33 protein-coding genes, 2 tRNA genes and 1 other RNA gene are annotated in these 24,346 nt (G+C 60.8%); 14 read left to right on the top strand and 22 right to left on the bottom strand.

Annotated elements, in window-relative coordinates:
- Positions 1-83: 83 nt before the first annotated feature.
- From GSQ88_RS20205 to GSQ88_RS20195, 3 genes are read left to right on the top strand one after another with little or no spacing between them, the layout of a single operon-like run.
- Positions 84-2,414: a TOMM precursor leader peptide-binding protein gene (locus tag GSQ88_RS20205; RefSeq protein ID WP_159009465.1), complete on the top strand. Its 2,331-nt coding sequence runs from the start codon at positions 84-86 to the stop codon at positions 2,412-2,414.
- A 13-nt stretch (positions 2,415-2,427) separates the two neighbouring features.
- Positions 2,428-3,900 (top strand): SagB/ThcOx family dehydrogenase, encoded by a 1,473-nt coding sequence (locus tag GSQ88_RS20200; RefSeq protein ID WP_159009464.1) that lies wholly within the window; start codon positions 2,428-2,430, stop codon positions 3,898-3,900.
- Between the two features lie 12 nt (positions 3,901-3,912).
- Positions 3,913-4,095 (top strand): hypothetical protein, encoded by a 183-nt coding sequence (locus GSQ88_RS20195; RefSeq protein WP_159009463.1) that lies wholly within the window; start codon positions 3,913-3,915, stop codon positions 4,093-4,095.
- A gap of 22 nt (positions 4,096-4,117) precedes the next feature.
- Here GSQ88_RS20195 and GSQ88_RS20190 read toward each other — a convergent pair whose 3' ends face one another.
- The gene (locus GSQ88_RS20190) at positions 4,118-4,414 is read right to left on the bottom strand and encodes a hypothetical protein (RefSeq protein ID WP_159009462.1); all 297 of its coding nucleotides are present in this window, start codon (positions 4,412-4,414) and stop codon (positions 4,118-4,120) included.
- A 246-nt stretch (positions 4,415-4,660) separates the two neighbouring features.
- Here GSQ88_RS20190 and GSQ88_RS36005 point away from each other — a divergent pair, with 246 nt between their 5' ends.
- On the top strand, positions 4,661-4,795 hold the full coding sequence (locus tag GSQ88_RS36005) for a hypothetical protein (RefSeq protein ID WP_283810697.1): 135 nt from the start codon (positions 4,661-4,663) through the stop codon (positions 4,793-4,795).
- Between the two features lie 53 nt (positions 4,796-4,848).
- On the opposite strand, the gene GSQ88_RS20185 is transcribed toward GSQ88_RS36005, so the two are convergent.
- The 7 genes from GSQ88_RS20185 to GSQ88_RS20155 all read right to left on the bottom strand — a co-directional run bounded on the left by GSQ88_RS20185 (position 4,849) and on the right by GSQ88_RS20155 (position 9,026).
- Entirely contained in the window at positions 4,849-5,421 is a 573-nt protein-coding gene (locus tag GSQ88_RS20185; RefSeq protein WP_159009461.1) for a CAP domain-containing protein, read from the bottom strand.
- A gap of 25 nt (positions 5,422-5,446) precedes the next feature.
- On the bottom strand, positions 5,447-5,935 hold the full coding sequence (locus tag GSQ88_RS20180; protein WP_159009460.1) for a hypothetical protein: 489 nt from the start codon (positions 5,933-5,935) through the stop codon (positions 5,447-5,449).
- Between the two features lie 90 nt (positions 5,936-6,025).
- Positions 6,026-6,102: transfer RNA gene (locus tag GSQ88_RS20175), tRNA-Pro, on the bottom strand.
- A gap of 63 nt (positions 6,103-6,165) precedes the next feature.
- Positions 6,166-6,666 (bottom strand): DUF192 domain-containing protein, encoded by a 501-nt coding sequence (locus GSQ88_RS20170; RefSeq protein WP_159009459.1) that lies wholly within the window; start codon positions 6,664-6,666, stop codon positions 6,166-6,168.
- 280 nt (positions 6,667-6,946) lie between these two features.
- Positions 6,947-7,636 (bottom strand): cold-shock protein, encoded by a 690-nt coding sequence (locus GSQ88_RS20165; RefSeq protein ID WP_174248064.1) that lies wholly within the window; start codon positions 7,634-7,636, stop codon positions 6,947-6,949.
- Between the two features lie 198 nt (positions 7,637-7,834).
- Positions 7,835-8,596 (bottom strand): SIR2 family NAD-dependent protein deacylase, encoded by a 762-nt coding sequence (locus tag GSQ88_RS20160; protein ID WP_174248063.1) that lies wholly within the window; start codon positions 8,594-8,596, stop codon positions 7,835-7,837.
- A gap of 100 nt (positions 8,597-8,696) precedes the next feature.
- A complete protein-coding gene (locus GSQ88_RS20155; RefSeq protein WP_159009457.1) occupies positions 8,697-9,026 on the bottom strand; it encodes a hypothetical protein in 330 nt (109 codons plus the stop codon).
- Positions 9,027-9,110: 84 nt separating this feature from the next.
- On the opposite strand from GSQ88_RS20155, the gene GSQ88_RS20150 reads away from it, so the two are divergent.
- Positions 9,111-9,401 carry a hypothetical protein gene (locus GSQ88_RS20150; protein ID WP_159009456.1) on the top strand — a complete coding sequence of 97 codons (291 nt, stop codon included), beginning with the start codon at positions 9,111-9,113 and terminating at the stop codon, positions 9,399-9,401.
- A 108-nt stretch (positions 9,402-9,509) separates the two neighbouring features.
- Here the strand turns inward: GSQ88_RS20150 and GSQ88_RS20145 are convergent, their stop codons facing one another.
- Positions 9,510-9,896, bottom strand: coding sequence for a hypothetical protein (locus GSQ88_RS20145; protein ID WP_159009455.1), 387 nt, complete (start codon positions 9,894-9,896; stop codon positions 9,510-9,512).
- Between the two features lie 193 nt (positions 9,897-10,089).
- On the bottom strand, positions 10,090-10,212 hold the full coding sequence (locus GSQ88_RS36000) for a hypothetical protein (RefSeq protein WP_283810696.1): 123 nt from the start codon (positions 10,210-10,212) through the stop codon (positions 10,090-10,092).
- Between the two features lie 175 nt (positions 10,213-10,387).
- Here GSQ88_RS36000 and GSQ88_RS20140 point away from each other — a divergent pair, with 175 nt between their 5' ends.
- A complete protein-coding gene (locus tag GSQ88_RS20140; RefSeq protein ID WP_159009454.1) occupies positions 10,388-10,612 on the top strand; it encodes a hypothetical protein in 225 nt (74 codons plus the stop codon).
- Positions 10,613-10,759: 147 nt separating this feature from the next.
- On the opposite strand, the gene GSQ88_RS20135 is transcribed toward GSQ88_RS20140, so the two are convergent.
- From GSQ88_RS20135 to GSQ88_RS20125, 3 genes are all read right to left on the bottom strand, one after another.
- Positions 10,760-10,963, bottom strand: coding sequence for a hypothetical protein (locus GSQ88_RS20135; protein ID WP_159009453.1), 204 nt, complete (start codon positions 10,961-10,963; stop codon positions 10,760-10,762).
- A 343-nt stretch (positions 10,964-11,306) separates the two neighbouring features.
- Positions 11,307-11,543: a hypothetical protein gene (locus GSQ88_RS20130; protein WP_502706752.1), complete on the bottom strand. Its 237-nt coding sequence runs from the start codon at positions 11,541-11,543 to the stop codon at positions 11,307-11,309.
- Between the two features lie 360 nt (positions 11,544-11,903).
- Complete coding sequence (locus tag GSQ88_RS20125) at positions 11,904-12,146, bottom strand: hypothetical protein (protein WP_159009451.1); 243 nt, start codon at positions 12,144-12,146, stop codon at positions 11,904-11,906.
- 286 nt (positions 12,147-12,432) lie between these two features.
- Between GSQ88_RS20125 and GSQ88_RS20120 the strand changes: the two genes are divergently transcribed.
- Positions 12,433-12,885: a VOC family protein gene (locus GSQ88_RS20120; RefSeq protein ID WP_159009450.1), complete on the top strand. Its 453-nt coding sequence runs from the start codon at positions 12,433-12,435 to the stop codon at positions 12,883-12,885.
- A gap of 330 nt (positions 12,886-13,215) precedes the next feature.
- Positions 13,216-13,860: a glutathione S-transferase family protein gene (locus tag GSQ88_RS20115; protein ID WP_159009449.1), complete on the top strand. Its 645-nt coding sequence runs from the start codon at positions 13,216-13,218 to the stop codon at positions 13,858-13,860.
- Positions 13,861-13,900: 40 nt separating this feature from the next.
- Here GSQ88_RS20115 and GSQ88_RS20110 read toward each other — a convergent pair whose 3' ends face one another.
- Both GSQ88_RS20110 and GSQ88_RS20105 read right to left on the bottom strand, forming a co-directional pair.
- Entirely contained in the window at positions 13,901-14,143 is a 243-nt protein-coding gene (locus GSQ88_RS20110) for a porin (RefSeq protein ID WP_159009448.1), read from the bottom strand.
- Between the two features lie 126 nt (positions 14,144-14,269).
- Entirely contained in the window at positions 14,270-14,527 is a 258-nt protein-coding gene (locus GSQ88_RS20105) for a PilZ domain-containing protein (RefSeq protein ID WP_159009447.1), read from the bottom strand.
- 329 nt (positions 14,528-14,856) lie between these two features.
- On the opposite strand from GSQ88_RS20105, the gene GSQ88_RS20100 reads away from it, so the two are divergent.
- Positions 14,857-14,931 (top strand) — tRNA-Glu (locus GSQ88_RS20100).
- Between the two features lie 669 nt (positions 14,932-15,600).
- Here the strand turns inward: GSQ88_RS20100 and GSQ88_RS20095 are convergent.
- The 3 genes from GSQ88_RS20095 to GSQ88_RS36210 form a co-directional block, all read right to left on the bottom strand.
- Positions 15,601-15,837, bottom strand: coding sequence for a hypothetical protein (locus tag GSQ88_RS20095; RefSeq protein WP_159009446.1), 237 nt, complete (start codon positions 15,835-15,837; stop codon positions 15,601-15,603).
- Positions 15,838-16,075: 238 nt separating this feature from the next.
- Positions 16,076-16,431: a transfer-messenger RNA gene (ssrA, locus tag GSQ88_RS20090) on the bottom strand.
- A 787-nt stretch (positions 16,432-17,218) separates the two neighbouring features.
- Entirely contained in the window at positions 17,219-17,389 is a 171-nt protein-coding gene (locus GSQ88_RS36210) for a GCG_CRPN prefix-to-repeats domain-containing protein (protein ID WP_502706751.1), read from the bottom strand.
- Between GSQ88_RS36210 and GSQ88_RS20085 the strand changes: the two genes are divergently transcribed.
- Entirely contained in the window at positions 17,312-17,593 is a 282-nt protein-coding gene (locus GSQ88_RS20085; RefSeq protein ID WP_159009445.1) for a hypothetical protein, read from the top strand. The genes GSQ88_RS36210 and GSQ88_RS20085 overlap by 78 nt on opposite strands.
- A gap of 44 nt (positions 17,594-17,637) precedes the next feature.
- Here the strand turns inward: GSQ88_RS20085 and GSQ88_RS20080 are convergent, their stop codons facing one another.
- On the bottom strand, positions 17,638-17,805 hold the full coding sequence (locus GSQ88_RS20080) for a DUF2061 domain-containing protein (RefSeq protein WP_246784884.1): 168 nt from the start codon (positions 17,803-17,805) through the stop codon (positions 17,638-17,640).
- A gap of 423 nt (positions 17,806-18,228) precedes the next feature.
- Between GSQ88_RS20080 and GSQ88_RS20075 the strand changes: the two genes are divergently transcribed.
- Positions 18,229-19,269, top strand: coding sequence for a PrsW family glutamic-type intramembrane protease (locus tag GSQ88_RS20075; protein ID WP_159009443.1), 1,041 nt, complete (start codon positions 18,229-18,231; stop codon positions 19,267-19,269).
- Between the two features lie 111 nt (positions 19,270-19,380).
- On the top strand, positions 19,381-19,953 hold the full coding sequence (locus GSQ88_RS20070; RefSeq protein WP_159009442.1) for an HdeD family acid-resistance protein: 573 nt from the start codon (positions 19,381-19,383) through the stop codon (positions 19,951-19,953).
- Positions 19,954-20,062: 109 nt separating this feature from the next.
- Here GSQ88_RS20070 and GSQ88_RS20065 read toward each other — a convergent pair whose 3' ends face one another.
- The 3 genes from GSQ88_RS20065 to epmA form a co-directional block, all read right to left on the bottom strand.
- Complete coding sequence (locus GSQ88_RS20065; RefSeq protein ID WP_159009441.1) at positions 20,063-20,314, bottom strand: hypothetical protein; 252 nt, start codon at positions 20,312-20,314, stop codon at positions 20,063-20,065.
- 100 nt (positions 20,315-20,414) lie between these two features.
- Positions 20,415-21,542, bottom strand: a complete 1,128-nt coding sequence (locus tag GSQ88_RS20060; RefSeq protein WP_159009440.1) for a lysine-2,3-aminomutase-like protein — start codon at positions 21,540-21,542, stop codon at positions 20,415-20,417.
- A complete protein-coding gene (gene epmA / locus GSQ88_RS20055) occupies positions 21,539-22,591 on the bottom strand; it encodes an EF-P lysine aminoacylase EpmA (RefSeq protein WP_159009439.1) in 1,053 nt (350 codons plus the stop codon). Before epmA ends, GSQ88_RS20060 begins: the two co-directional genes overlap by 4 nt.
- Before the next feature lie 266 nt (positions 22,592-22,857).
- Here epmA and GSQ88_RS20050 point away from each other — a divergent pair, with 266 nt between their 5' ends.
- Both GSQ88_RS20050 and efp read left to right on the top strand, forming a co-directional pair.
- Positions 22,858-23,595 (top strand): hypothetical protein, encoded by a 738-nt coding sequence (locus GSQ88_RS20050; protein ID WP_159009438.1) that lies wholly within the window; start codon positions 22,858-22,860, stop codon positions 23,593-23,595.
- 164 nt (positions 23,596-23,759) lie between these two features.
- Positions 23,760-24,326, top strand: coding sequence for an elongation factor P (gene efp / locus GSQ88_RS20045; protein WP_159009437.1), 567 nt, complete (start codon positions 23,760-23,762; stop codon positions 24,324-24,326).
- The last annotated feature ends 20 nt before the right edge of the window (positions 24,327-24,346 follow it).

Raw genomic sequence — 24,346 nt, 5'->3', positions numbered from 1 at the left:
ATGTCTTTAGTGTGATGTGTTGATTGCGTTGCGGCTATTTCACTGCGTCGGCACGCGTCTAACGAGCGAATGGATTTTTGATCTTGGCTAAAAAAGCACTCGCCCGGACTGGTCAGAAGAAATCCAGCGCGCGCAAAAAAAGTTCGGCAACGCCGAAGCGAAGCGGACGCAAACCTCGCCCGGCGTCCAGACATCAGGCGCTCCAGAACGTTCCGCAGTTTGCCCCGAATTTCACCGTCTACGTGCTGCCGCCCAATACGATCTGCCTCTATTCCGAGGACCGGAAATTCTTCCTGCATGGCGAGGTGTATTGCGCGCTCGCCACAGCCATCGGCAAAGGCGGCAAGAGTTTTCCGCAGATCGCGGATCAATTGTCGAAGAGCTTTCCGCCGGATCAAATCGAGCAGGCGCTGAAGCGGCTGATGGAACGCGGCTACATCGTGCCGGCTTCCTCATCTTCCGCGCCGGTGGACGGCTACTGGGCGAGCCTCGGTTTGCCGCCCGGAGTCGCGGCGCAAAATCTCGAAAATTGTCGCGTGCGCGTTGAAGCGATCGACGTCAAGGGCGCGGCTGAATTCAGCGCCGCCCTGACCGAACTCGGCGTCCACATCGTCAGCCGTTCCCCCGACCTGACCGTCACGCTGGTCAACGACTATCTCGACCGGCAACTGGCCGAATTGAACCAGCAGCGGGTCTCGGACCGCGCGCGCTGGCTATTGGTGCAACCCTCCGGCGCCTTTCCGCTGGTCGGTCCCGTGTTCACACCGGGTGACGGCGCGTGCTGGACATGCCTGTTCGATCGCATGATCCGGAACCGGGAGATCAAGGGATTTCTCGATCGCGGGCCGGCGCGCCCGGTTGCCGTCTCATCGCTCAGCCGCAACAGCCTCGGGCAGAGCGGCATTCAATTCGCGGCGCTGGAAGTCGCCAAGGCGATCGCCACCGGCTTTCGCACCGAGTTGAACGATCACATCATCAGCCACGATTTGTTGGGCGCGAGCCTGGTGAAACATTACGTGGCGACCCGCCCGCAATGTCCGACGTGCGGCGCGAAGAAATTGCGGGACCCGCGCCGGGCGCCGACGCCGATCGAGATCACCGGCGGCGCCAAGCTGGTGATGACCAGCGGCGGATACCGCTCGGTATCGGCGCGCACCACCGTGGCGCGACATCGCAAGCATGTGAGCCCGCTGACCGGTGTCGTGACCAAGCTCGAGCGAATCGAAGCCGACCTGCCGATGAACACCAACTTCCATGCCAAGCATAATTTCTCCGCGCCGGCGCAGGACGTCGATCAGCTCCGCGCCGGATTGACCGGCGGCAGCTTCGGCAAGGGCAGCACCGCCGAGCAGGCCGAAGCCAGCGCGTTGATGGAATCGATCGAGCGCTATTCCGGGATCTTTCAAGGCGACGAAATCCGGACGACGCGGCGCTATATCGATTTTGCACCGGGCGAAGCGATCTTGCCCAACGACGTGCTGCTGTTCAGCGAGGCACAAGCGCACGCCGACGATCATGCGCATGATCACGGCGAGACACAGGCCGCCCCTGAAGCGTTCGACCCATCGGCCAAAATCGAATGGTCGCCGGTGTGGTCGCTGCGCGACAATTGCTTCAAATATCTGCCAACCAGCCTGTTGTATTTTTTCTATAGCGGCCCGGCCGCTTTCCAGGCGGATTCCAACGGCTGCGCGGCCGGCAACACGGTCGAGGAAGCCATCGTTCAAGGCTTCCTCGAGCTGGTGGAACGCGATGCCTACGCGATCTGGTGGTACAACCAATCGCAACGGACCGAAGTCGACCTCAGCCAGTTCAACGATTCCTATGTGCAGGATCTGAAGAATCAGTTGGCCGACACCGGTCGTAAATTGTGGGTGCTCGACGTCACCAGCGATCTCGGCGTGCCGACCTATGTCGCGATCCTGCACTGGATGCAAAACGGACAGGAAAATATCGAGTTCGGCTCCGGCGCACATTTCGACAAGCGTATCGCGTTGCTGCGCACGCTGACGGAATTGAACCAGTTCCTGTCGATCGGTTTCATGGAGGGCGGAACCGGCGAGAAGCCGAGCCTCGATGGCGAGACGCCGCTGCATCTTGAGAATTACCCGTTCCTGACGCCGGCACAAAATCCGACGCTGCCGTCGGGTCTTGATTTTGGCCGGCTCGACAACACCCGCGATCAGGTGATGGCCTGCGTCGATATCGCCAGACGCGCGGGCCTCGATTTCCTGGTCCTCAATCAGACCCGGCCTGACGTCGAAGTCCCCGTCGTCCGGGTGATCGTTCCGGGGTTGCGGCATTTTTATCGCCGCTTTGCCCCGGGCCGGCTGTACGATGTGCCGGTGAAACTCGGATTGCGCGATCAGCCGATCCCGGAGAGCGACCTGACGCCATTTCTTCCCCATAGCTGAAGGGCTGTCCTGCGTGCGCGCTCCCGCAAAAAAGCCGCCGCGGCGGGTCGCGCCGCCGGTCATTTCCGCCGTCGCCAGCGCGCACATCACGCTCAATACCCGCCCGGACGGCAGCGTCTTTGCGAGCTTCGACGGCTATTCGGCCGAACTCGGCAAGTACAGTGGCGCAGCCGCCTTGCGCGCCCAGGCGCTGAGCACCGGCCTGCCGCTCAAGTCGTTCGCGGCCGGTCGCACCCCCGTCGACAAGGAAATCGACGTGCTGGTGCGGCGCCTGGCCCGCAGCGGCCTGCTGGAATACCGCCTTGGCCACGCCGACAATGACCAGGTCGTCATCGAGCCGCAGATGGCTGATTATTGGCCGCAAACGCCTGATCTCGGCGGCGCCGAGCGGATCGTGCTGTCGCGCTTCGCCTATATGCGAAGGCGCGGCAATGAGATGATCCTGGAATCGCCGCGCGCCGGCGCGTTGTTTCGAATTCGCGATCCGAAAGTTGCCGCCGCCCTTGCGTTGCTCGCGACGCCGCAAACCATCAACAGGCTGCGGCGACAGGACGGCTTTCCGGGTGTCGAGCTTTTCGCGCTCCTGCTGGATTGCAATATGCTTTTCAAGATCGATGCCGGCGGCGGCGACGGCCTGCGCGCCGACGAGGGCGACGATAATCTGGTGCTGTGGGACTTCCACGACCTTCTGTTCCATACGCACTCGACCGAGGGACGGCAGGCCAATCCGCTGGGCGGGCTTTATCCCTATGCCGGCGAGATGCCGCCGCCGGCCGCGGTGCGGTCACGCTGGCCGGGGCAGAAGATCAAGCTGCCCGAGCAGCACGCCCCGTCCCCGACGGCACCTGCGGACGCCGTCTCACCGTTCACGAGGTTGATGCATGAGCGTCATTCGACGCGCGGCTTCGACGATAGCAACCCGATCACGCTCGCCGAGCTTTCGCAGTTTCTCGACAGCACCGTGCGGATCCGGTCGAAATGGCAAAGCACGATTGACCAGGCCGATGAGGGTCCGGTCATCGACTATACCAGCCGGCCCTATCCCGCCGCCGGCAGCAGCTACGAGCTCGAACTCTATCTCACCGTGAACAATTGCGCCGGCCTCAAGCGCGGCTTCTATCATTACGACGCCGACCTGCACGCGCTGGTGCCGATCGATGCGCGTCCGCAGGACATCGAGGTACAGCTGAACTCAGCCGAATTCGCCATGGACGCGCCCGGCCTGCCCCAGATCCTGATCACGATGGCGGCGCGGTTTGACCGTATTTCGTGGAAATACAGCTCGATCGCCTACTCGCTGATTTTGAAGGACGTCGGCGTATTGCTCCAGACGCTCTATTTGATGGCGACCGACAGCGGACTGGGGGGATGCGCGATCGGCAGCAACAATATCGATCTGTTCGCCAAGATGACCGGGATCGAATTCCACGTCGAGGGGCCGGTCGGGCAATTTGCGCTGGGGCGCGGCATGCGGGACGAAGGCTAAAAACGGTGCGCCATGAACGAGCCTGAACAAGACGGCGGCGGAAGCCGGACCCCCGCGATCGCAGGATTGGCCATCGCGGTGGTCTTGCTGGTGGTCGGCCTCTGGCTGGCCCACGAATTGACCGCGGCCAGCAAGATGCAGGATTGCCTGATGTCGGGCCGCACCAACTGCAACGTTATCGAGCCTGCTCGATAACGCCTGTTGTCAGATATTGAGCCTAAAAGCAGGGATGGCGCCGGCCGTCCTGGCCCCGGTAGTTGGCCGACGACTGTCCGCACAGCCGATCGAACCCGTCGTAGATTCCGTAGGGAGCGCCGTTCACCGGGTAGACCACGCGGTCGGGCGGAACCGTGGTGCCGGGATAGAAGTCGGGCGGACCGTAATTATGCAGGTAGATGTCGTCGACGGAATGGTGGTACCGGTGATGCCGGACCGGCACGTCGGCATCGGCGGCAAATGACGGCGCTGAAACCGACAGCATGAGTGCCGCCGCAGCCAAAACCCTGATTTGCATCGCTAGTCCCCGTGTTCGACCGATCATCGCTCTATGCGCCCCACCCCGAGCGGAGCACCACAGCTTTATCCTGTGAGCCATTGTTCCTCAAGCGGTGAACGAGAGCAACAAAAACAGCCCTGGCCGAGCGCTTCTCCGCCGACAGTGCCCAAATCAGCACAACCGTCGTTCACGCACATGGCTTTTCAGCGAAAAAGGGCGCACGCTGTGCAAGCGTTGAGTCCTCCAATCGCAAGCGAGATCGACATGTCCAAGGGCGAGCAAAAGAGCAACCGGGAAACCAAGAAGCCGAAGAAAGAGAAGATCAAGACGATAGCCGCGGCGCCCAGCCAGAAGAGCGGCGGGTGGCAGCCGACCTCCAACACCGGCAAGAAGAAATAGCCGCGAACGCCGGATCCGGGGCGCTAAACCCGGAACGTCTTAAAGGCAGAGGCCTATAGGCAGAGGCTCAAAATCTTCAGTCGGCAGTCTTGCGGCGTGCTGTCTCGTGCGCTCGGCGTTGAACCCGCTTTGGGCTTCTTGGTGCCCACCGATCGCTTCGCGCCGCGCGGTTCAGGGCGTTCATAGTCGGCGGCGATTTCCATCGACCAATAGGTCCGGCCCGTCGTCTTGCTCTTCGCGCTGGCTATCCCGACCCGCGACGCATTAGGCAGCAAGAGATTTTTCCGATGCTCCGGCGACTCGATCCATTGGTTGAGCGTTTTCGGGAAGCTGTCATAGCCATACGCGATATTCTCCGCCGCCCGCCTGGATCCTGACGGCGCGATCCGTGCCGAAAACTGCCCAAGCACACTGTGGTCGAGCACGTCCTTTTCAGCCATCGCGACGGCCTGCTCCCGCGCGATGCGGTCGAGTGTGGCATCCAGGGTCACCCGCCCTTCCCCATGCTGCACGCGAAAGTTCGAGATCATGTCGGCCGGCGGGGCCGCCGGCTGCGCGGTTACCGAACCGCAAAAGGCGCAGAAGGTGATTGCGAGCCAAAGCCAAAGCAGCAAGACGGATTTCATCGCAGGTCGCACGATCCACAACAACTCAGTTGCGCCCCTTGCGGGCCATCTTCGGTGACGGAACCGCCGCTCCGGCCGACGGGGCCGTCGTCTCGGAAGCCGACGATGCGAGCGCATCGAGCTTTGCATGCAACGCCTCGATCTCGCCGGTCAGTTTTTTCGTCTCTGCCTGCTGGGCCGCGAGCTGGTCTTGCACCACTTGAAGTTGGTCGATGGTCTGCTGCTCCGTCGTCTCCAGAGCGCCGGTCTTTTCGACGAGTTCGTTCGAAGTTTGTACGAGGGCGGTCACGCTCGGCGATACCGCGGCGGCGCTATTGCTGCCGGTCGCCCACAGCATCAGGCCACCAGCACCCACGAGCAAAACAAACGCCGCAAGCCATGGGATAAACCGCCGGCCGATCCGCGGGGACGCGAGCCGATTGTCAACCTGCCATCTATCGGACATACGCCCTCTTTGAGCTATTGCCATGCCGTGCACTTCCGTTTCCGCGACAATGAACAGCCCCGACAACATGCGAAGCCGCTGCCTGGAACGAGGGTAGAACCAGAGGTCAGAATCGCTCTCAAATGGTCAGTATCCGACTGAGCAACATCACGGGTTAGTTGGTCGGGGCACAAGGATTCGAACCTTGGACCTGCAGTACCCAAAACTGCCGCGCTACCAGGCTGCGCTATACCCCGATCAGCTGGGAAACGACCTCGATACACGCTTAAGGCAGGGCCAGCAAGAAGGCGCTCGCCGCCTTAATGGCCATTAAACAGCGGATGCGCCACGCGATCCCCGGGCTGGATGCCGTATTTCTGCGCCGTGCCGGCGATCACCTCTAGTACGCCCTTCGCCAACCCTCCCGACGGGATGATCTTGGTCGACAGCGTCTCGGTGTTTTGGGCAATGCGCAGGATCCGGCCATCGGCGCGGATGAAGATCATGTCGAGCGAGATGTAGGTATTTTTCATCCACATCGAGACTTCCTGCGGCGGCGAGAAGTCGAACAGCATTCCCTTCCCGTCCGCCAGTTCCTTGCGGTACATCAGGCCGGTGGTCTTTTCCTCTTCGGTGGTCGCCATCTCGATGGAGAAGACGTGCACGCCGGACTTGGTGACGATCTCGAGCGACTGGATGCTCGCAGCCCGCACCTCAGAGCCCGTTAACGCGCCTGATATGGCGACCGAAGCCGCGATCCACAACCAAGCCCACACACGGGTTCGCGGGCGAGCCCGACCAGTACCGTCATTTAAATTCATGGACACCACTTTACCCAACCGTGAGATTTCGCCGGACCCGGCCTTTTCGGCGGAACCCTAGCCCGCCGATCATGGCAAATACCAGACGGCCGAGACCGCCGCGAGATCATTTTGGCGGCGATCGGTCGAGCGCTTCCGGTCGTAACGGAGTGGTGATCGGGAAGTGGGCGTGCGGGCTTGCTCTAGTTTTTTGTTTTAACGCGTTTTCTTCACGCGAACCGGTGCCCACGGAGCCTGTCATCGGGCGCGCATTCGCGCGACCCGTTGGCTCGAAAACGCTCTAATGCGACGACAGGCCCGGCGAACCGGCCTCCGGCTGGATTTCAGCCGCCATCATGCCCTTGGAACCGGGCCCGAACCGCACCAGCACATACTGGCCCGGACGCAGCTCGGTCATTCCGAAGCGGCGCAGGGTTTCCATATGGACAAAGATATCCGGCGTGCCCTCGCCGCAGGTCAGGAAGCCGAAGCCGCGCAGCCGATTGAACCATTTGACCTGCGCCCGTTCCAGACCGCTGGTCGGGGTGACGCTGACATGGGTCCGCGGCGGCAGCATTTGAGCCGGGTGGATCGCGGTCGACTCGTCCATCGAGAGGATGCGAAAGGCCTGATAGCCCTTCTGCCGCTGGACGCACTCGCAGACCAGCCGCGCGCCTTCGTACGCGGTCTGGTAGCCGTCACGCCGCAGCACCGTGACGTGCAGCAGCACATCCGGCCAGCCATTGTCTGGAATGATGAAGCCGTAGCCCTTTGAGGCATCGAACCATTTGATGACACCGCTGATTTCAACGAGGTTGGCGGCGCTGTCGCCAAGGCCCGATAGCGCTTCCATCGCTGGATCGCGATCGCCCGAAAAATCACCCGGAGCTAGTCTCTCCGAACTAAGCCTGCTTTGTCCAAGCTGGCCGGATCCTGTCACACCCGGTGACGATCCTCCCAGCTTCTTGGACTCAAATCCGTCCGACCCCATGACCCCGGACCCCACACATTATCCACGACCCGCCGTCGCCGCGACGGTGTCTGCACACGCGCTCATCTCTGACAATTCAAGATAAGGCCACGCGAATCTCTCGAATCAAAAGATAACACTCCCGCCTGCCACGCATAGCTAAAAAACGAACGCTCCCAAAGCTATGAACAGCTTGCGCGCCAGCGAATCAATTGGGCATCAGTTGCCGACAAATGGCCCGAGCGTCTCGCCGATGTCATGACGGATGACCAGATCGGCAATGTCGTCCTGTTCGGTGGGCTCATTGTTGACGATGACCAGTCTGGCGCCATTGTTTTTCGCCATCAGTGGAAAGCCCGCTGCCGGCCACACCACCAGCGACGATCCGATCGCGATGAACAAGTCGCAACCTTGCGCGAGTTCCGTGGCGCGACGCATCTCATCTTCCGGCATCGCTTGACCAAAGGAGACCGTGGCGGCCTTGATCGGCTCGTCGCAGACGGTGCAGTCCGGCGCCCCACCCATTGTATCGAAGCGCTGCTTGACCCACGGCAGATCGTAAGCCTGCCCACAACCGATGCAGCGGGCATACGTGGTGTTGCCGTGAAGTTCCACGACGTGATCCGCCGCGAAACCTGACATCTGATGCAGATTGTCAATGTTTTGGGTGATGATCGCTGGAACCTTGCCGGCCTTATAGAGCGCGGCGAGTGCACGGTGGCCGCGTCCCGGCCGTGCCGCAGCGAAAGTCGGCTCCATCGCAAAACGCCGCCGCCACGCCTCATCCCGGGCATCGGAACTGGCGACGAATTCATCAAATGGGATCGGACGATTGCGGGTCCACAATCCGCCGGGCGAACGGAAGTCGGGAATGCCGCATTCGGTGGAGATACCGGCGCCCGTAAAAGGGACGATGGTGGAAGCCTCGGCGATCATGTCGCCAAGTTGTTCCACACCGCTGCGAAGATCCGATGCAATCACGGCTGATGATCCGAAAGTTGACCGCGCGCACTATAGCACGGCCAATCAGATTATCACTTCGACGTCGATTAGATGGCTGCGCCGCGACGCGGCGCCGTCATCACGCCGCCTTGGCGGCCGGTTCCTTGACCTCGTCGCTCTTTTTCTCGTCGTTCTTCTTGGCCTTCGGGGCCGCAGCCGAGGCGTCTGATGCTGTCTCGGACTTTGCTTCAGACTTTGCTTCAAATTTTCCGTCAGATTTTGCTTCAGGTTTCCCTTCAGATTTTCCTTGGGATTTTCGCGCCGGCTTGCCGTACTGCGAAAGCCGCTCCAGTTCCGCCTCGAGTTCGGACTGCCGCGCGGCGACCTTTTCCGCCAGCTTTTCGGTGGCCTGATCGCGCAAGCTCGCGAGTTCTTCGATGCTCAGTGAATCCAGATCGATCTTTGCCATGCTGCTCTCCCCGTTTTGTTCTGGCTACCGGGAGGACGTGAAGGCCACAAGCATGTTGTGGTCTTATCCACCGCTGAGGCAGCCATGCGCAGACAATCACAATCCGGCAACGCTGCGTCCGCATTCGTGCCCCAATTGAGATCCCCAATAGACGTGGGACGCGATTCAAAAACACGACTCAAAAATACGACTCAAAATGGATGGGCAATGACCGAAAAAAGTGACCGCCTCGCGCGTGCGCGGGAAGAAATTGCGGCGCGCGTCGCAAGCTTCAAAGCCACCCAGGAAAAATTCGAACGGGAACGCGAGGAATATTTCGTGACGACGCTCGAAAAAGCCCGCAACGGATCCGACGGCAAGGCCTTCTGGTCTTAAGGCGCGCGCGTGCTTCCAGGCGCCCGCCCTCAACAAAACCCCGCCAATTGTGTTGGCGGGGTTTTTGATTCGGGAATTTCGTGACAGTCGCTTCCGCGGCGTCCGAACTTAGGCCTGCCCGATGACGCTGTTCGTCCGGTTCCGCGTCGAGAGCCACCAGCATGCCGAACTCGCGACGATCCCCATCAGCGCGCAAACGATCGGGTTCTCATGTGGAAGACCGGCGAGCTGCGGCAGGTAGGCCATCGCGGCCCCGCCAAAAAGCCCGGTGCCGATGGATGAGCGGAACTGGGTCCAGCCCAAGGCAACCACGATGAAGTTCAGCCATTCCGGCACCAGCCCCATGATGAGGAACAGCACAAAGGCGACTTGATAGGTGTCGGCGCCGATGGAAACCTGGCCGTTGAGATAGGCGATCGCGGGCACGTACAGGAAAGCGCCGAGCAGCGCGACAATTACCGGGCCGACAAGGCCAAAAGCCACAATACGGTTCATGTCCGAAAAATCATCTTCAGGAAGTCCCGATCGGGCCCGCTCCGGTCGTTTCTTCTAGCGCCTCTTTGTGGCGCCTTCCACCGCCGGGGCGGTTCACCGGGCGCTCCTGGCCGCTCCGCTTTCGCGCCACGAGAAACTGGACCGAGGCGCTATCCGATCCCCGGCCGCTACATAGCGTCTGGATCGTCCACAGCTACTTCGGGGGCTGAAGGCCTGGGCTGTTGGCCCATTTATCGAGGTTTTCGACCACCCGGTCATGGCTCGGGCGCGTCGGCGGCTTCTGGTCTTTTGACGGTCGCTGGGTTTCTTTGGTCATCGGATCTCTCCTTCGCTGGTGTCAATCATACCCCTTTCGACGCCAACTTTAAACCTATAACTTATTGATTTTATTAGTCTATTTTACTCATTTGGAGTGTTTTGGGTAGGCCAGGGAACCGAGGCCGACTTAGCGGAGTTAGGTACTTACTCAATTGCCTAATTTGGGGCCGCCCATGACCGACATGCGTGACGAACGACTGCAGATCATGCTTTCCCCGGACGAGCTGTCAGTGCTCGACGATTTCAGGTTCAAGCACCGCATGCCGACGCGCGCGGCAGCGGTCCGTGAGCTGTTGCGCCTCGGCCTTACCGTCGTCGGGACGGATGGTGATGGCCAGAAATCCAGCAATTACGGCGTGGTCAGCCGCGGCGAGTCCAGCTCCAGCAACAGCGCCTAGAGCCTCTTCCGTTGCGATTGAATCGGAACGGGGCTCTAGATTTCTGTTTGACGCGTTTTCTTGACGCGAACCGGCATCCACGGAGCCTGTCATCGGGCGCGCATTCGCGCGACCCGTTGGCTCGAAAACGCTATAGATCGCTCCGGCTCAGGTCAGCATCGATATAACCGACTGAAGCTGGCTCGAGGCGGAAGCCACCAGGCCGTCAAACGACGTGTGGCCGTGCGCGGCGGCTTTCAGAATGACCTCGGCCATCGCGGCCTTGAGCCCGAACACCGACTGCTCGGCGGGAACCCGCGCCATCACGGCTTCGAGCGCGGCGCGCATGGTCTGGACCAGTTCTAGATTCATGGCTGTGCTCCACGTCCACACCGCGAAGCCTACTCCACCCGGCAATCGACGCCACGCACGTCCGCGCGATTCACGCCGACGTGAAATGGCGACCCTGTCATTACAACTAGCTTTGCCGGAACCAATGTCAGCGCGGCGCTTTGACGGTCCATGCAATGGATCGAAGCGCTCATCAACGTTTCTGCTTTCGTCGGCTTTCTCGGCCTCGCTTCATACTGGCCGAACGGCTGTCACAGCTGATCGACAGCATAACGACTTCGCATGCGAAATATCGGCAGGAAACCGAGACTCTTTTTGTTCTCACGGAACGAACAGGGGACGGGATTATTCGCAAGACAGCGGATTAAGATTCCGTTGCGGGCAGTTCATTCATTTTCATGGCGCCGGCGTCTGCGATTTGCCTGGAATCCGACGAGCCGGTGCGCTGCGTGAAAAATTGAAGCGACGGCAAACCGCGCCGGCGAATACGTTTCAGGAAGATCCTGACACCGAACGTCACGAGCACCTCGTGGTGCCGCATCCCCTTCCCGCCCTTGACCAGACCGAGATCACGGATGACGCAATACGTCCCGTCGCTCATGCGGGCGAGATGAGAACCTTTGAAATAATGGCGCACGCGCGAAAACATCCGCGCAAGGATGCATTGTCAGGCGATTCCGTCAAATCTTGCAAATCTTGCAAATCTTGACGGCGTCAAACAGGCCCCGATCGATTCGATGGGACTTTTGATGCGCACGCCGCCGTGATGCGGCTAACCGCCCGCGCGCGATCAGCCTGGCCTGAGACCACCTTTTGTTCCCAAAGAACGAACAGGGGGCGATATTTCCGAGCAGGCGAACGCGTTAAAAAACTATTGTCGCCGATCTTGGTCGAATGATTTTGCTCGAACGCGATCAACGACGGCGCCGAGGCAGCAGCCACCAACGCGCGTCTGACCTCTCTAGCGTTTTTTCTTCTTACCAAAAATCGCGTCCCAGTTGTCCTTGTAGGCTTGGGTTACGGGCTTCTGTCCCTCGCCCATGCCTTGCTTCTTCGGCGCCGCGTCAGCTTTTTCCACCTTCGGCGTAGCTTCAGCCTTTGGCGTAGCTTCAGCCTTTGGCGCAGCTTCGGCCTTCGGCGCAGCTTCGGCCGGTTTGCTCTCAGGTGCTTTCTTTGGAGAAGTCTTTTTTTCGTCCGCCGACATCATCGTTTCCTGGCTTTATTTCGCATCTCTTGATGACCTAGCCCGCGCCACCGCGAAGGTCAAAGCCGCAATGCGTGAACCCGGCCAGAAAGCCCTGTAGTCGCCGTCGGCGCAACGGCGTGCCCGGCAGACCGCTTCGAAAAGAGCCGCAAACAAACCTGCGTGAGAGACCATTTGCCCGCGCGCAATCCGTACGCAACGCCCTGCCCTCCACCGCGTTTTACTGCTATTGGTTGCCCCGATTTACCCGCCGCCAAATCTGCAAATGTTCAAGGGAGCAAGAAACATGCGTTATCTCCACACCATGCTGCGCGTCCGCAACCTCGATGCCGCGCTGAAATTCTATTCCGATGCGCTGGGGCTGAAGGAGGTCCGGCGCATCGACAACGACAAGGCAAAGTTCACCCTGGTGTTCTTGTGCGCGGCCGAGGACGAGCATCTCCTGAAAGATACGCCCAAGACGCGCGGCGCGCCGCTGGTCGAACTCACCTATAACTGGGACGAGGAAAAATACGGCGAAGATCGCTATTTCGGCCACCTCGCCTACGAGGTCGACGACATCTACGCGACCTGCGATCACCTGATGAAACTCGGCGTCACCATCAACCGTCCGCCGCGCGACGGCCAGATGGCGTTCGTCCGCTCGCCGGATCTGCATTCGATCGAGCTGTTGCAGAAGGGCGAAGCAAAGGCGCCGGCCGAACCGTGGACCTCGATGCCGAACACCGGACATTGGTGAGGTCATTCTACTTAGCTGGCAGGAACCCTTTTCCCCTCCGCACGTTCTCTCTCCGACTGAGGAAATCAAGGAGGCGAACATGGGAAAAGGAATTTTGCTCTGGCTGATCGGCGTACCGATTCCGGTGATTATTCTGCTGTGGTTGTTCTTCGGCCACTGACCGCTGCGACATCAGGCGTTCTCGAATCTCAGGCTCCGTCATGGTTTGGCGGGGCCTGATTTTTTTGATGGCAACGATCAAATCTTGCATCGAATCCCGCCGCGGTCCGCGCTTTTTCGCCGGACTTCCGCTATCAAGCGCGGGAAGCGGATTAGCGGGAGAGAAAACGCGTGGGCGACAACAAGAGACAACTCAAAATCTGGGGCCGGGCCAACTCGGTCAACGTACAAAAAGTGCTGTGGTGCCTGGCGGAGCTCGATCTGGCCTACGAGCGGATCGACGCCGGCATGGCGTTCGGCCGCAACACCGAGCCCGACTACCTCACGATGAATCCGAATGCGCGGGTGCCGACGCTGGTCGACGGCGATTACGTGCTCTGGGAATCCAATTCGGTGATGCGATATCTGGCGATCGGCTATCGGCCGGAATCGCCGCTTTATCCGCAAGCGCCCAAGCTGCGCGCCGGCGTCGACCGCTGGCTGGACTGGACACTCTCGACGCTACAGCCGGTCGATCGTCCGGTGTTCTGGGGGCTGGTGCGTCCGTCGGCCGGACAACGCGACATGGTGGCGATCCAGAAGGACGTCGATGCCGAGGCCAAGGTGTGGCTGATCGCCGACGAGCGGCTGGCAACCCATCGCTTCTTCGAGGGCGACACCTTCACCTTGGCAGATATTGCGGTCGGCGCCTTTGCGAGGCGCTGGCTCGGGTTCGAAGGTGTCAGCAAGCCAAAGCTGGCGCATCTCGACCGCTGGTTCGCGGAGATCTCGGAGCGCCCCGGATTTCAGCAATTCGTGGCGCCGCCGATGTCATGACCGCAGCGCGAACCTGACGCGATCGCGGCCGCCCACGCCATCAACGCGAACCGCCGACTTCGACGCTGACGGCGCCGCCGACCTTTACACAGGTGTCGGTGCCGGCCAGCTTCGCAAAGCCTGGGCCATAGGCCGCGCAGCTGTCGCCGGTGTTAGCGCCCTTCACCGGCAGCAGCCTGGTCGGGGGCAATGCTTTTTCCAGCTTCACAGCGCCGGGCGGGTCCGCCGCGGCGATCGTGGCCGGCAGCATCGCAATGACGATCACGAGGAAGATGCTTCGCATCGCGCTTTTTTATCGCGCGCGGCCTCGATTGGCTACAGCATGATCCGGAAAAGTGGGTACCGGTTTTCCCTCGGGACAAACGCGAAGCGTTTGCCCGGAGATCATGCTCAAATAAATCATCCCGCGCTAGCGGACGAATTTGACGCCCAGCGATTTGCCGCGGCGCCAGACCACCTGGCAGTTGCGCCCGGTTCGGGCATCGCGCGCAAACGCCAGCCGCAATCGGTCCGACGAGACGCTCTGATCGTCCATCGTGATCTTGGCGCCTGCGGTCGAGATGTCCTGCACCACGCACGGGCGAACCGCAAAGCCGCCGTCGAGGGTGATCCATGCGGATTGGCGCAGCGATCTCCGGACCTCTCGCTTCTTGGTGGCTCCGGCCATTTTGGCTACTCCTGTTGGCCGCCAGCTTAATGCCCCCGGGCTTTAGAAACCGTTGCTTCCGGGCAGGAATCCCCGAGGTATCCCGGAGGTATCGGACGCTTGGCGACGTCTAAAATGAGCTGCCAAAACCCCACCGCCAGTGACTTGCCCGGCCGCCCAAACGCCACTATACGTTCGCCCGCTGTCGCTCGGACCCGGAATCAAGGGTATGGGAGGCGGCACGGGCACCTGCGCAGACATCAACGCGTTGATTTGCCGGTATGTATTTGGTTTAACTGGCGAAACGGCAATGCCGCGACCATATGGTCGTGGCGGGGCCTTCAGGTTTCGCTCCCTTCGTCTATCGGTTAGGACGCCACCCTTTCACGGTGGAGAGAGCGGTTCGATTCCGCTAGGGAGCGCCATATATTTCAATGGCTTAGCTCCAATCCCGCAACTACTGCCTTAGATTGCATCATGCCGCGCTGTGCGCGTGGTGTTGCGCCAAAGTATCAGCGCGCCGCGAAATCAGGAATCCGGGCGGATACTCTTTGACTGTGCAACAGGGCAGTCGTTCTCTTCGAACCGGGGCACATGACAGGTGGTGTACCATGCGGGATGAATTCGCTTCGAAAAGCTTCCTCGCTGTGACCGTTGCAGGTTTTGTCCTGCTTTGCTCTGGCCTGGTCGCTTTCGCTTTCAACTAATTTAGAGACATCGTCTTCGACACAGCCCGCCGCAGCGAGACAGCTTGGCGTGTGGGTCGGGCCGCGAACTGGTTGCGAAGCTGTTCAGCTGGTTGGCCACCGAAGCGCTCGCACCACCCCAAATCCGGGCGGTCGTTCTTTCTTAACGCTGTCAAAATACGGCACTCGAAATGTGATCCGGATCACAAGGCCTCACAATCAAGCGGCGTAGCTTGCGGATGGCATTTTTGTGACGGGAGAACCTCCATGCTTGCCGAGAAGTTTTTCCTTTTCCTTGAGACGATCCGAAGCAACACTTATCCCGATGGCGCTCCGCGCGTTGTAAGCACCGCTCGGCACGTCCCGATCAATCCGCCCAAAGCGACGTAGCTTCAGACGCGGCCGGCATCACGGCATCACCAATCTGATCCTGCCGCCCTCGTCGGATCCGCCTGCAAGACCCTCGCGCGCCATCGTCTCGATCGTTGGCCAGTTCTGCCGAAAGAACGCCGTCGCGTCCTGCATGCTGGGCGCCTGCACCTTGACGCTGCACGCTTGCCTGACGCCTCCGTTCGAAATTTGAAAATGGAAAGTAAAGCCGGTGATATCCTGATCATTCTCGATCGGTTGATCGTCGCGGCGCATCCAGCGTCCCCCCTGTCTTGCGTCGAAGTGACACAGACTAGATTTGTGAATTGGATTTTCCTGCGGCGCGATTGTGGCGTGCAAGATTTGGCGTGACGTTCGAGATTTTCTTCAATGATTACGTGCGTTCTGTTTCCAAATAACAACACCGGGAACACCGGGCGCGATCACGAATCGACCACGTTGAAAATCAAACCCGCAAATAAAAGCCGCGCCGTCCGGTGAAGGACGACGCGGCAATGGCCGTTCTGTTGCTAGGTGGACCTACCCCGAACGGTTACGCCGCGAGGCGCACTTCGTTCAATGCAACGTTATCGTTTGCATTTAGGTTTTTGACCCGATAACGGCGGTATCATGCCGAGCACAATTCACAGCTTCTTCGCGACCATCGATCCTATTTCGCCCCCGCCTTAGAAGCTTTCGAATCTGCCTTGCGGCAACATCAATCTCACCGAAATGAGACCTTCAAGCTCGGGCTTCTAAGGTGGAGGCGCCGGGTACTGCCCCCGGGTCTGCCCGCAGTCCGCTATAAGGTTCAGCGCCATCGTCTTGCGACGAAGCCATCATAGCATTGTTCGGCGGCATAACCAGACAAAAAGGCGAGCCCTATCCGCCGGCATGGCCGGTGGTTCCGCTATCCACTTTTTCTGATATCTGAAGCCGCCGAATCCTAAGAGCGGACGATTGGAAAATTACCTCGACGGCGCGGTGGGCGTGATGGTTGCGCCAGCGCTATAGACGACCGCGACCGATCGCATTCCGTCGCCGTGGCCTTCGAGGTTGTTACCCGGGCCGAACGCGATAAAAAAGAATCCTGCCATTCCGATGGCCGCAATGATGCCCGCGACTGTGGCTGGCACAAAGGCCCTGGGGAGGTCTCTTCCGGCGGTCTGTAGTTGATTCTGTAGTTGAGTCTTCACTTGGATATGCACTTCGCTCTCGTTCTTGCTTGGCCTTCGAGATAGTTACGACCGGTGTCCAAAACAAGTTTCAATTGGCAATAATCAAGGCGGCAGTTAATCGCCCAAACGGGCAAAAAAGCCGCCGCTGGGTTGAGTCAGCGACGGCTTCTATGTGGCTCACTGACGACCCGAAGGTCATCCGGAAGGTGACCCTGCACGGTTAACGAAAAGTTATCACCATCGGAGATTCCCACAATTTAACGTGTGGAATGAAACCGGTTGACGACCTGGTCCGTTCCTTAACAGCGAGCCCGATCAAAGGACCGTTCCGATGCGACAATTTATCGCCGCGCTAGCCGTTGCGATGTCCGTGTTGTGCGTAGGCATGCGTCCAGCCGGCGCCGGCCCTCACGGGTGTTACCGCAGTCACGGCTGTCACTGACGCCGCCAGGGAAACGTCAACGCGTCCGGTAGATTACCTACCAGTTGCGGAAGCAGCGCCGTCCGTACGGTCCCGTGTGCCATCCCGGAGGGCAATTGAACAGCGGTCGGCAACCGCCATAGGGGCCGCGATGCCAGCCAGGACCGCAGCCGCCGAAAACCTTGATAACCGCCGGGTTCGGATCCTGCGCGAGCGGCGCAACTGGCATGGCCCGCGCTCCGGTCATCCCGATCAAGGCGGCGCTGGCGAAAAGGGCAACGACCATAAAATTCTTCATGAGCATTCTCCAATTTCACGGCTGGGCAAAATGACGACCCTCAAAATGATGACCCTGGGGTCGGCCCTGCACTCTCGGCGGGCTCAAATGGGTATGCGCGTGCCGGGGCTGGTTCACGTCTTCACGCGCCTGTGAAACCGCGCCGGCAGACCGCGGGGCGAACGCGCCAGCCTTTGCGATCAGCGACGGCCCCAGGAGACCAGCGCCCACAGCCGCTCGTGCAGATAGTACCAGGCGATCTTGGTGATGATCTCGAGCCCGGCGATCGATCCGGCGACTTCAACCCTGCCGGTCATGAACCAGCTGATCGCAAACGTATCCAGTGTCCCCAGGGTCCGCCAGCTCACGGCCTTCAGGACCGACCTCGCATGTGTCTCTGCTCCGCGGACTAAAATCACCCGGTGCGCCTCCCCTTGAGCTGTTGGCGCGAGCCTATCACGTCGGCCGAGCACGCGCCGCGCGGCCTGCCATCCGCGGGATGAGAAAATCGCCCAGCCGGCAATGGACAGGCTGCGCGATTACGTGCATTTTGGGCTAAGAAATCAGACAAACCCTTTGATTGGACTGAATAGTATTGAAGGAACGACGCGGACTCCATCAGCGCGGAGGACGCGGTTATGGAAGCGAAATCAAGGATGCTAAAGGCTATCTGCCACGGCTGCTAAGAATGCCGCAGCCAATCAGGAAATATTCAGCGACCGTTCACCGGTCGCCCTTCAAGACGTTTCGGACAATCGATAACACGGAAAAATGGCCAATCCGCCATCGTGATGAACCTCCTTGCATCCCTCCCAACGGTTATCGGCACCGCGGCCATCGCCCCCGCGCTGCTGATTCTTTGGCTCGTGATCGCGGCCGACGAACGGCCGGGGCCGGCTCCCAAAATCTGGAGCGCCTTCCTGCTGGGCGCCGCGAGCATTTCGCTACTGGGCGTCGTGCGCGCACCGTTTCTGCGGATCCTTGCCGCGCCTGAAAATCCCTGGGTCGCGCAAGCGTTGCATTCCCTGCTGGGGGTCGCGCTGCCGGAGGAGACCGTCAAGATCCTCGTCATCTTCGCGATCTCGGCGCGGCGACGTCGTTTCGCCGATCCGATGGACACCGTGGTCTATGGCGCGGCGGCCGGCCTTGGCTTTGCTGCCTATGAAAACCTCGCTTATCTCGTGCAGCATGCCGATATGTGGCGGGCGCTGGCGGCGTTACGCAGCGTCTTGACCGTGCCGTTTCATGGCGCACTCGGCATCATCGCCGGCGCCTATCTCGCCATCGCGCGCTCCGGCACCGCGCTCGGCGCGCACCGCTTCCACCGCGACTGGGCGCGTATCTCGAGCTGGATGCTGGTTCTGCTGGCGCCGCTGGGGTTGCACGCGGCTTTCGATTTTCCGCTGCTGACGCTGCAGCAAAATCCCGACATTACGTCCTCCACCCGAATGATCCTGGGAGCGACCAGCATCCTGATCGGATTCAGCTCGATCGCATTTGCGATCCGGCTGGTACGGCGCGTCGGCCGCCATCATGCCCCGCGCAACGATGTCGCGCGCGAGCGGCTGGCCCAGTTGCGGCGGATGTGGGCGCTGCTCGTGGTCGGCGGCGGCGCCGGGTTCATCGGGCTGGTCTTTGTGCTGACCTCGATCCACCACTGGTTCGTCAACCCCGACCGCAACGTCTCGCTGGTGCTGATCCCGATCGGTCTCGCGACGATCACGATCGGCATCGCGCTCCTGGTGGTGACGTCGGCGATCTACATTCTCGGTCGCAACCGGATGCGCGGGACATCATCACAGGGCTTTTCATCGTCGCCCGGTCAGGGCTAGACTGCGCCTTCAGACACGCGCAGCGCTCGAGCCGCATCGCTAGTTTGCCCGATGCGGCGGCGACTACCGTCGCGCAAAGTCGCTTTGCGGTGCCGGCATCGGGAGATTCCAATGACGCTTCCCCAGGACATCACCAATCTGCAATCCAAAGTGAGCGCCGCGGTTCGCGAGCACTGGAAGGCCTTCCTGTTTGAAGGCGTCTTGCTCGTGGTTTTGGGGCTCGCCGCGATCATCGTGCCGCCGCTGGCGAGCCTTGCCGTCACTATTTTTCTGGGCTGGATGTTCCTGGTCAGCGGCGTCGCCGGACTGGCGCTGACATTCTGGGCCCGCCAGATGCCGGGTTTCTGGTGGTCGCTGATTTCGGCAGCGCTGGCGGTTGGCGCCGGGATTGTCCTGCTGGCGCGCCCGGTACAGGGCACGCTGACCCTCACCATCGTGGTGGGCGCCTATTTCCTCGCCGAAGGCGTTACCACCATCATGTATGCGCTGGAACATCGCCGCGAATTGTCGCAGCGATGGTCATGGCTGTTGGTGGCCGGGCTGATGGATATCCTGATCGCCGCCATCATCATCACGGACTTGCCGGGATCGTCGCTGTGGGCCATCGGCCTGTTGGTCGGCATCAACCTGCTGTTCGGCGGCGCGACCCTCATCGGAATGGCGCTCGCGGCGCGGCCAAGATGACGAGCTTGCCCGGCGAACTTGGATCACTGTTTGAGCATGATCTCCGGGCAAACGCTTCGCGTTTGTCCCGAGGGAAAACCGGTTTCCACTTTTCCGGATCATGCTCTAGCTAGCAACCGCGGCAGATGCTCTTGATCTTCTTGTCCAGAGCGGCGTCTTCCTTGTTGATGGGATCGTTCGGGTTGCCAAGGTTTTTCTCGCTCGGCACCTGATCGGCGCGCGGCTGGCGATGGCCAACCGGAGCCTCGCGACCGGTGCCGGCCGAATTCGGATTAGAGCTCGAAGATCCCGTGTTGCCGGTCTGCGCCATCACCGCAGAACCCAACATCAGAAACACCGTCGCCGTGATCAACCTACGCATCTGAATTCTCCACCAACAGAAACACGCCCTACTCCCGCCGCTCCAGGCGAGAGTGGCTTCAATACTTACCTCGTCCGTCACCGACCGATCATGACGTCAATCATGATTTGGGAGGGTAGAGATGGACGCCGCCACAGTAATCGACGACACGATAGCGCGATTCCGGAACCGGTTCACCTTTTTCGGCAAAAGAACCCGTTTCGGAAAAAGAATCTGCCGGCGAGAGATAATTCGGGCCGACCGGCGCCTTGCCATGGCCGCCGGGGATATCAAGCACGTAGTCCGGCTGGCACAGTCCGGATACCCGCCCGCGCAAGTCTTGCATCAGTTGCTGTCCGCGCGCCAGCGAGGTGCGCAGATGCGAGGTACCGGGTGCGAGATCGCCGTGGTGCAAGTAATAAGGCTTGATCCGGCATTCAACGAAAGCGCGCATCAGCGCTTCCAGTGTCACGGCATCGTCATTGACGCCGCGCAACAGCACGGACTGGCTCACCATCGGAATGCCGGCGTCGATCATGCGCGCGCAGGCGGCGCGGGCGTTGTCGGTCAATTCCCTCGCGTGATTGGCGTGCAGTGCAACCCAGGTCGTCGCCCCCTTAACCCGCAATGCCGCGACCATCTCGGCGCTGACGCGCGCGGGGTCGGCAACCGGCACGCGGGTATGAATCCGGATGATCCTGACGTGATCGATCGCGGCCAGATCCGCCATGATCTCGGCAAGCCGTCGCGGCGACAACATCAGGGGATCGCCACCGGTCAGGATCACTTCCCAAATGTCCGGGTGGGCGCGGATATAGTCGAGCGCACCGCGATACGCCGTTGGCGACAGCGCGCTTGCCTTGCCCGGTCCGACCATTTCACGGCGAAAACAGAATCGGCAATACACCGCACAGACATGAACCAGCTTGAACAGCACCCGGTCGGGGTAGCGATGCACAATGCCATCGACCGGCGCGTGCGCGTGATCGCCGATCGGATCGGCATCCTCGCCGGGCCGGGCGCGTAGCTCCTCGGCGTTCGGAATGAATTGTCGCGCGATCGGATCGTCGGGATCGCTGGTGTCGATCAGGGCGGCGATGTCAGGCGTTACCGCCACCGCATAGCGCGCCGCGACATTTTCCAGATCGACAAGCGAGGCCGCCGGCGCAAGCCCGCGGGCGACCAGATCGGCCGGCTCCCGCAACGTGGCGTCCAGCGGACCTTTGGGCCTGAACGCGATACTGCTCATGCTTCCCCCGCCGGCGGCGTCCACACCACCTGATCGACCCTGACGGCACCGCTCGCCAGCATCACCAGCCGGTCGAAGCCGAGCGCGACGCCGCTGGCCTGCGGCATCGCGGCGACCGCCTGGAGAAACTCCTCGTCGAGCGGGTAGCGCTCGCCATAGCGCCGCTGCTTTTCATCCATTGCCGAGGCGAAACGGCGACGCTGTTCCGCCGCGTCGGTCAACTCGCCGAATCCGTTGGCGAGCTCGACGCCGCAGGCATAAATCTCGAAGCGTTCGGCGACGCGCGGGTCGAGCGGCTTTGCACGCGCCAGCGCCGCCTCGGGCACGGGGTATTCGAACAACACCGTCAAACGCCCCTGCCCCAGTCTCGGCTCGATATGTTCGACCAAAATCTTGCTGAAGATGTCCGACCAGGTGTCGTCCTCGGTGATCCGCACCTGCGCCTTGGCCGCGGTCGCGAGCGCCGCCCGGTCGCCTTCGCCGTCGACGACGGTCGCCAGCAGATCGATGCCGGCAAAGCGCTCGAAGGCCGCGGCCACCGTCAACAGCTCCGGCTCGGCAAAGGGATCGGCGGTCCTGCCGCGGAATGAAAAGCGCCCGATGCCGGTGGCCTGCGCGGCATGAGCAATCGCTACGACGCTGTCGGCCATCACCGCATCGTAGGTCGCATCGGCACGGTACCACTCCAGCATGGTGAATTCCGGCAGATGAAGATCGCCGCGCTCGCGATCGCGAAACACCCGTGCAAACTCGAAGATCTTCGCTTCCCCCGCGGCCAGCAATTTCTTGGCGGCGAATTCCGGCGAGGTCCGCAGATAACGTGTCGCACGGCTGCCGTCGCCGCCGATCAATTCGGTGCGGGGCGCATGCAGATGGGTCTCGTTGCCGGGAGAGACCTGTAGAATTCCGGTCTCGACCTCGACAAATCCCTGCTCATCGAACCAGGCCCGCAGCGCCCGCGTGATCGCGGCCCTTGCCATCAGAAACGGCCGCCGGTCGGCGTGCCGCGACGCCGACCACCAAGGCGAGAGCTGGTCGATCCCGCTCATCAGCGACCGTTCGGCACGAGCCGCCCGAAGCCGAACCGCGCAACGCGCATGAAAGACTTCAGGAAATCAATTGATGACGTTGACATTGTTAAGCTTTCTCTGCGGCTGCACGACCCGCCCGCGAACCCATGAAGGCCTGCTTCGCCCTCCGCCTTTTCATGTCGAAAGACGCCGGCCTTGTCCATGCGCGCTTGCCACCGATAACGCCCTGAACCTTACCGCCTGCTCCGTCGTCAAATCAGCGAAATCCGGAACGGAATACAGGCATGTTTGGCAGCTGGCTGCGAGCAACGCTCATTCTGCTGGCGTTGGGAATGACCATAGCGACGCCGGCGCATGCTGATAGCCCCGGCTCCAGGTTCAAACTCGCCCCTAAGGATATAGTCGATACGATCACCTCGCCCGATCATCTGACACACGTCGACCAATATTTCAGGGATGCGAAGGATGACCGCCTGCTTTATCAATTCTGGGCGTTCGATGCCGATCATCAACATGGCTTCCTGCTCAATCGCGGCGAAGACACCGATTTGGCGGGCTATCCGGCCTGGTTTCGATTTAGCCCTGACAGCCAATGGCTGGTCCGCATGCAGAAAACCGGCGCAGGGTTTCAAACGCTGCTTTTGTATCATCGCAGCGGTTTCAAGTTTTCGGCTGCGACGCGCAAGCCGCTCGGCGATCTCGCCTGGGACTATTTCTTCGACCAGCCGCTCTCGCGGAACATGCACCGCTACCGCAAGGACCGGGATTCCCTCGATCATATGCAGACCAATCTGGTCAAAGGGTTCGACGACAACTACGCCGGGATGGGGCAGCATTGGCCGGACAGCCGTTATCTCGTGATCAGTCTGTCCTTTGACTCCCAGGGCGAAGACAAGCCCGGCCCCTGGATCGAGGACTGGTGGTGCGTTTACGACCTCAAAACCGGCACATTTTCGATCCCGCCGGATTTCGCGGAAAACAACGCCAGAACGGTCAAAATGCCCGGTTCCGACACGCCATAACCGGTACGGCAGCCCACATTCCCGGTCCGCCGCAACCTGTCCAAATCGGCCGCAAAAGGCTGGCTTCTGGAGGGCAAATCAGTATGTTGCGACCCGAAACCGCCTCGATGGCCTCAGGACACCATGTCCGGAACGGCCGGAGGCCAGAAATTCGGGAAATAACTTTGAAAGTCATCGCCAGTTCTATCCGCAAGGGCAACGTCATCGAGCAAGACGGCAAGCTTTATGTCGTGCTGACCGCCGAGAACATCCATCCCGGCAAGGGAACTCCGGTCAGCCAGATCGAAATGCGCCGAATCAGCGACGGGGTAAAGATTTCCGAGCGCTACAAGACGACCGACGCGGTCGAAAAGGCGACCATCGAGGATCAGAATTTCAACTACCTCTATAAGGATGCCGACGGCTTCCACTTCATGAACAACGACAATTACGATCAGGTTCAGGTTGCCGAGGACATCATCGGCGGCGCCGCGCCGTATTTGCAGGAAAACATGACGGTGAAGCTGTCGCTGCACGGCCTTGTTCCGGTGGCGATCCAGATGCCGCAGCGGGCGACCCTGGAAGTGGTGGAGACCGAGCCGGTCACCAAGGGACAGACCGCATCGTCATCCTACAAGCCCGCTATTCTCTCCAATGGCGTGCGCACCGCCGTGCCGCCGCATATCGGCACCGGTACGCGCATCGTCGTGATGACCGAGGATGGCTCGTATGTCGAGCGCGCAAAGGACTAGGCATCATCGCACATGCTGCG

Origin of the sequence: Bradyrhizobium sp. S69, from assembly GCF_009766005.1 — a bacterium.
Lineage (GTDB): Bacteria > Pseudomonadota > Alphaproteobacteria > Rhizobiales > Xanthobacteraceae > Bradyrhizobium.
This window is presented reverse-complemented; position numbering and strand designations above follow the sequence as displayed.

Excerpts from the sequence above, each read along its gene's own strand:
- GSQ88_RS20195 (WP_159009463.1), top strand. The coding sequence starts at position 3,913 with ATGAACGAGCCTGAACAAGACGGCGGCGGAAGCCGGACCCCCGCGATC.
- GSQ88_RS20190 (WP_159009462.1), bottom strand. The coding sequence starts at position 4,414 with ATGCAAATCAGGGTTTTGGCTGCGGCGGCACTCATGCTGTCGGTTTCA.
- GSQ88_RS36005 (WP_283810697.1), top strand. The coding sequence starts at position 4,661 with ATGTCCAAGGGCGAGCAAAAGAGCAACCGGGAAACCAAGAAGCCGAAG.
- GSQ88_RS20185 (WP_159009461.1), bottom strand. The coding sequence starts at position 5,421 with ATGAAATCCGTCTTGCTGCTTTGGCTTTGGCTCGCAATCACCTTCTGC.
- GSQ88_RS20180 (WP_159009460.1), bottom strand. The coding sequence starts at position 5,935 with ATGTTGTCGGGGCTGTTCATTGTCGCGGAAACGGAAGTGCACGGCATG.
- GSQ88_RS20170 (WP_159009459.1), bottom strand. The coding sequence starts at position 6,666 with ATGAATTTAAATGACGGTACTGGTCGGGCTCGCCCGCGAACCCGTGTG.
- GSQ88_RS20165 (WP_174248064.1), bottom strand. The coding sequence starts at position 7,636 with ATGGGGTCGGACGGATTTGAGTCCAAGAAGCTGGGAGGATCGTCACCG.
- GSQ88_RS20155 (WP_159009457.1), bottom strand. The coding sequence starts at position 9,026 with ATGGCAAAGATCGATCTGGATTCACTGAGCATCGAAGAACTCGCGAGC.
- GSQ88_RS20150 (WP_159009456.1), top strand. The coding sequence starts at position 9,111 with ATGCGCAGACAATCACAATCCGGCAACGCTGCGTCCGCATTCGTGCCC.
- GSQ88_RS20145 (WP_159009455.1), bottom strand. The coding sequence starts at position 9,896 with ATGAACCGTATTGTGGCTTTTGGCCTTGTCGGCCCGGTAATTGTCGCG.
- GSQ88_RS36000 (WP_283810696.1), bottom strand. The coding sequence starts at position 10,212 with ATGACCAAAGAAACCCAGCGACCGTCAAAAGACCAGAAGCCGCCGACG.
- GSQ88_RS20140 (WP_159009454.1), top strand. The coding sequence starts at position 10,388 with ATGACCGACATGCGTGACGAACGACTGCAGATCATGCTTTCCCCGGAC.
- GSQ88_RS20135 (WP_159009453.1), bottom strand. The coding sequence starts at position 10,963 with ATGAATCTAGAACTGGTCCAGACCATGCGCGCCGCGCTCGAAGCCGTG.
- GSQ88_RS20130 (WP_502706752.1), bottom strand. The coding sequence starts at position 11,543 with ATGAGCGACGGGACGTATTGCGTCATCCGTGATCTCGGTCTGGTCAAG.
- GSQ88_RS20125 (WP_159009451.1), bottom strand. The coding sequence starts at position 12,146 with ATGTCGGCGGACGAAAAAAAGACTTCTCCAAAGAAAGCACCTGAGAGC.
- GSQ88_RS20120 (WP_159009450.1), top strand. The coding sequence starts at position 12,433 with ATGCGTTATCTCCACACCATGCTGCGCGTCCGCAACCTCGATGCCGCG.
- GSQ88_RS20110 (WP_159009448.1), bottom strand. The coding sequence starts at position 14,143 with ATGCGAAGCATCTTCCTCGTGATCGTCATTGCGATGCTGCCGGCCACG.
- GSQ88_RS20105 (WP_159009447.1), bottom strand. The coding sequence starts at position 14,527 with ATGGCCGGAGCCACCAAGAAGCGAGAGGTCCGGAGATCGCTGCGCCAA.
- GSQ88_RS20095 (WP_159009446.1), bottom strand. The coding sequence starts at position 15,837 with ATGCGCCGCGACGATCAACCGATCGAGAATGATCAGGATATCACCGGC.
- GSQ88_RS20085 (WP_159009445.1), top strand. The coding sequence starts at position 17,312 with ATGCCAGCCAGGACCGCAGCCGCCGAAAACCTTGATAACCGCCGGGTT.
- GSQ88_RS36210 (WP_502706751.1), bottom strand. The coding sequence starts at position 17,389 with ATGCCAGTTGCGCCGCTCGCGCAGGATCCGAACCCGGCGGTTATCAAG.
- GSQ88_RS20075 (WP_159009443.1), top strand. The coding sequence starts at position 18,229 with ATGAACCTCCTTGCATCCCTCCCAACGGTTATCGGCACCGCGGCCATC.
- GSQ88_RS20070 (WP_159009442.1), top strand. The coding sequence starts at position 19,381 with ATGACGCTTCCCCAGGACATCACCAATCTGCAATCCAAAGTGAGCGCC.
- GSQ88_RS20065 (WP_159009441.1), bottom strand. The coding sequence starts at position 20,314 with ATGCGTAGGTTGATCACGGCGACGGTGTTTCTGATGTTGGGTTCTGCG.
- GSQ88_RS20060 (WP_159009440.1), bottom strand. The coding sequence starts at position 21,542 with ATGAGCAGTATCGCGTTCAGGCCCAAAGGTCCGCTGGACGCCACGTTG.
- epmA (WP_159009439.1), bottom strand. The coding sequence starts at position 22,591 with ATGAGCGGGATCGACCAGCTCTCGCCTTGGTGGTCGGCGTCGCGGCAC.
- GSQ88_RS20050 (WP_159009438.1), top strand. The coding sequence starts at position 22,858 with ATGTTTGGCAGCTGGCTGCGAGCAACGCTCATTCTGCTGGCGTTGGGA.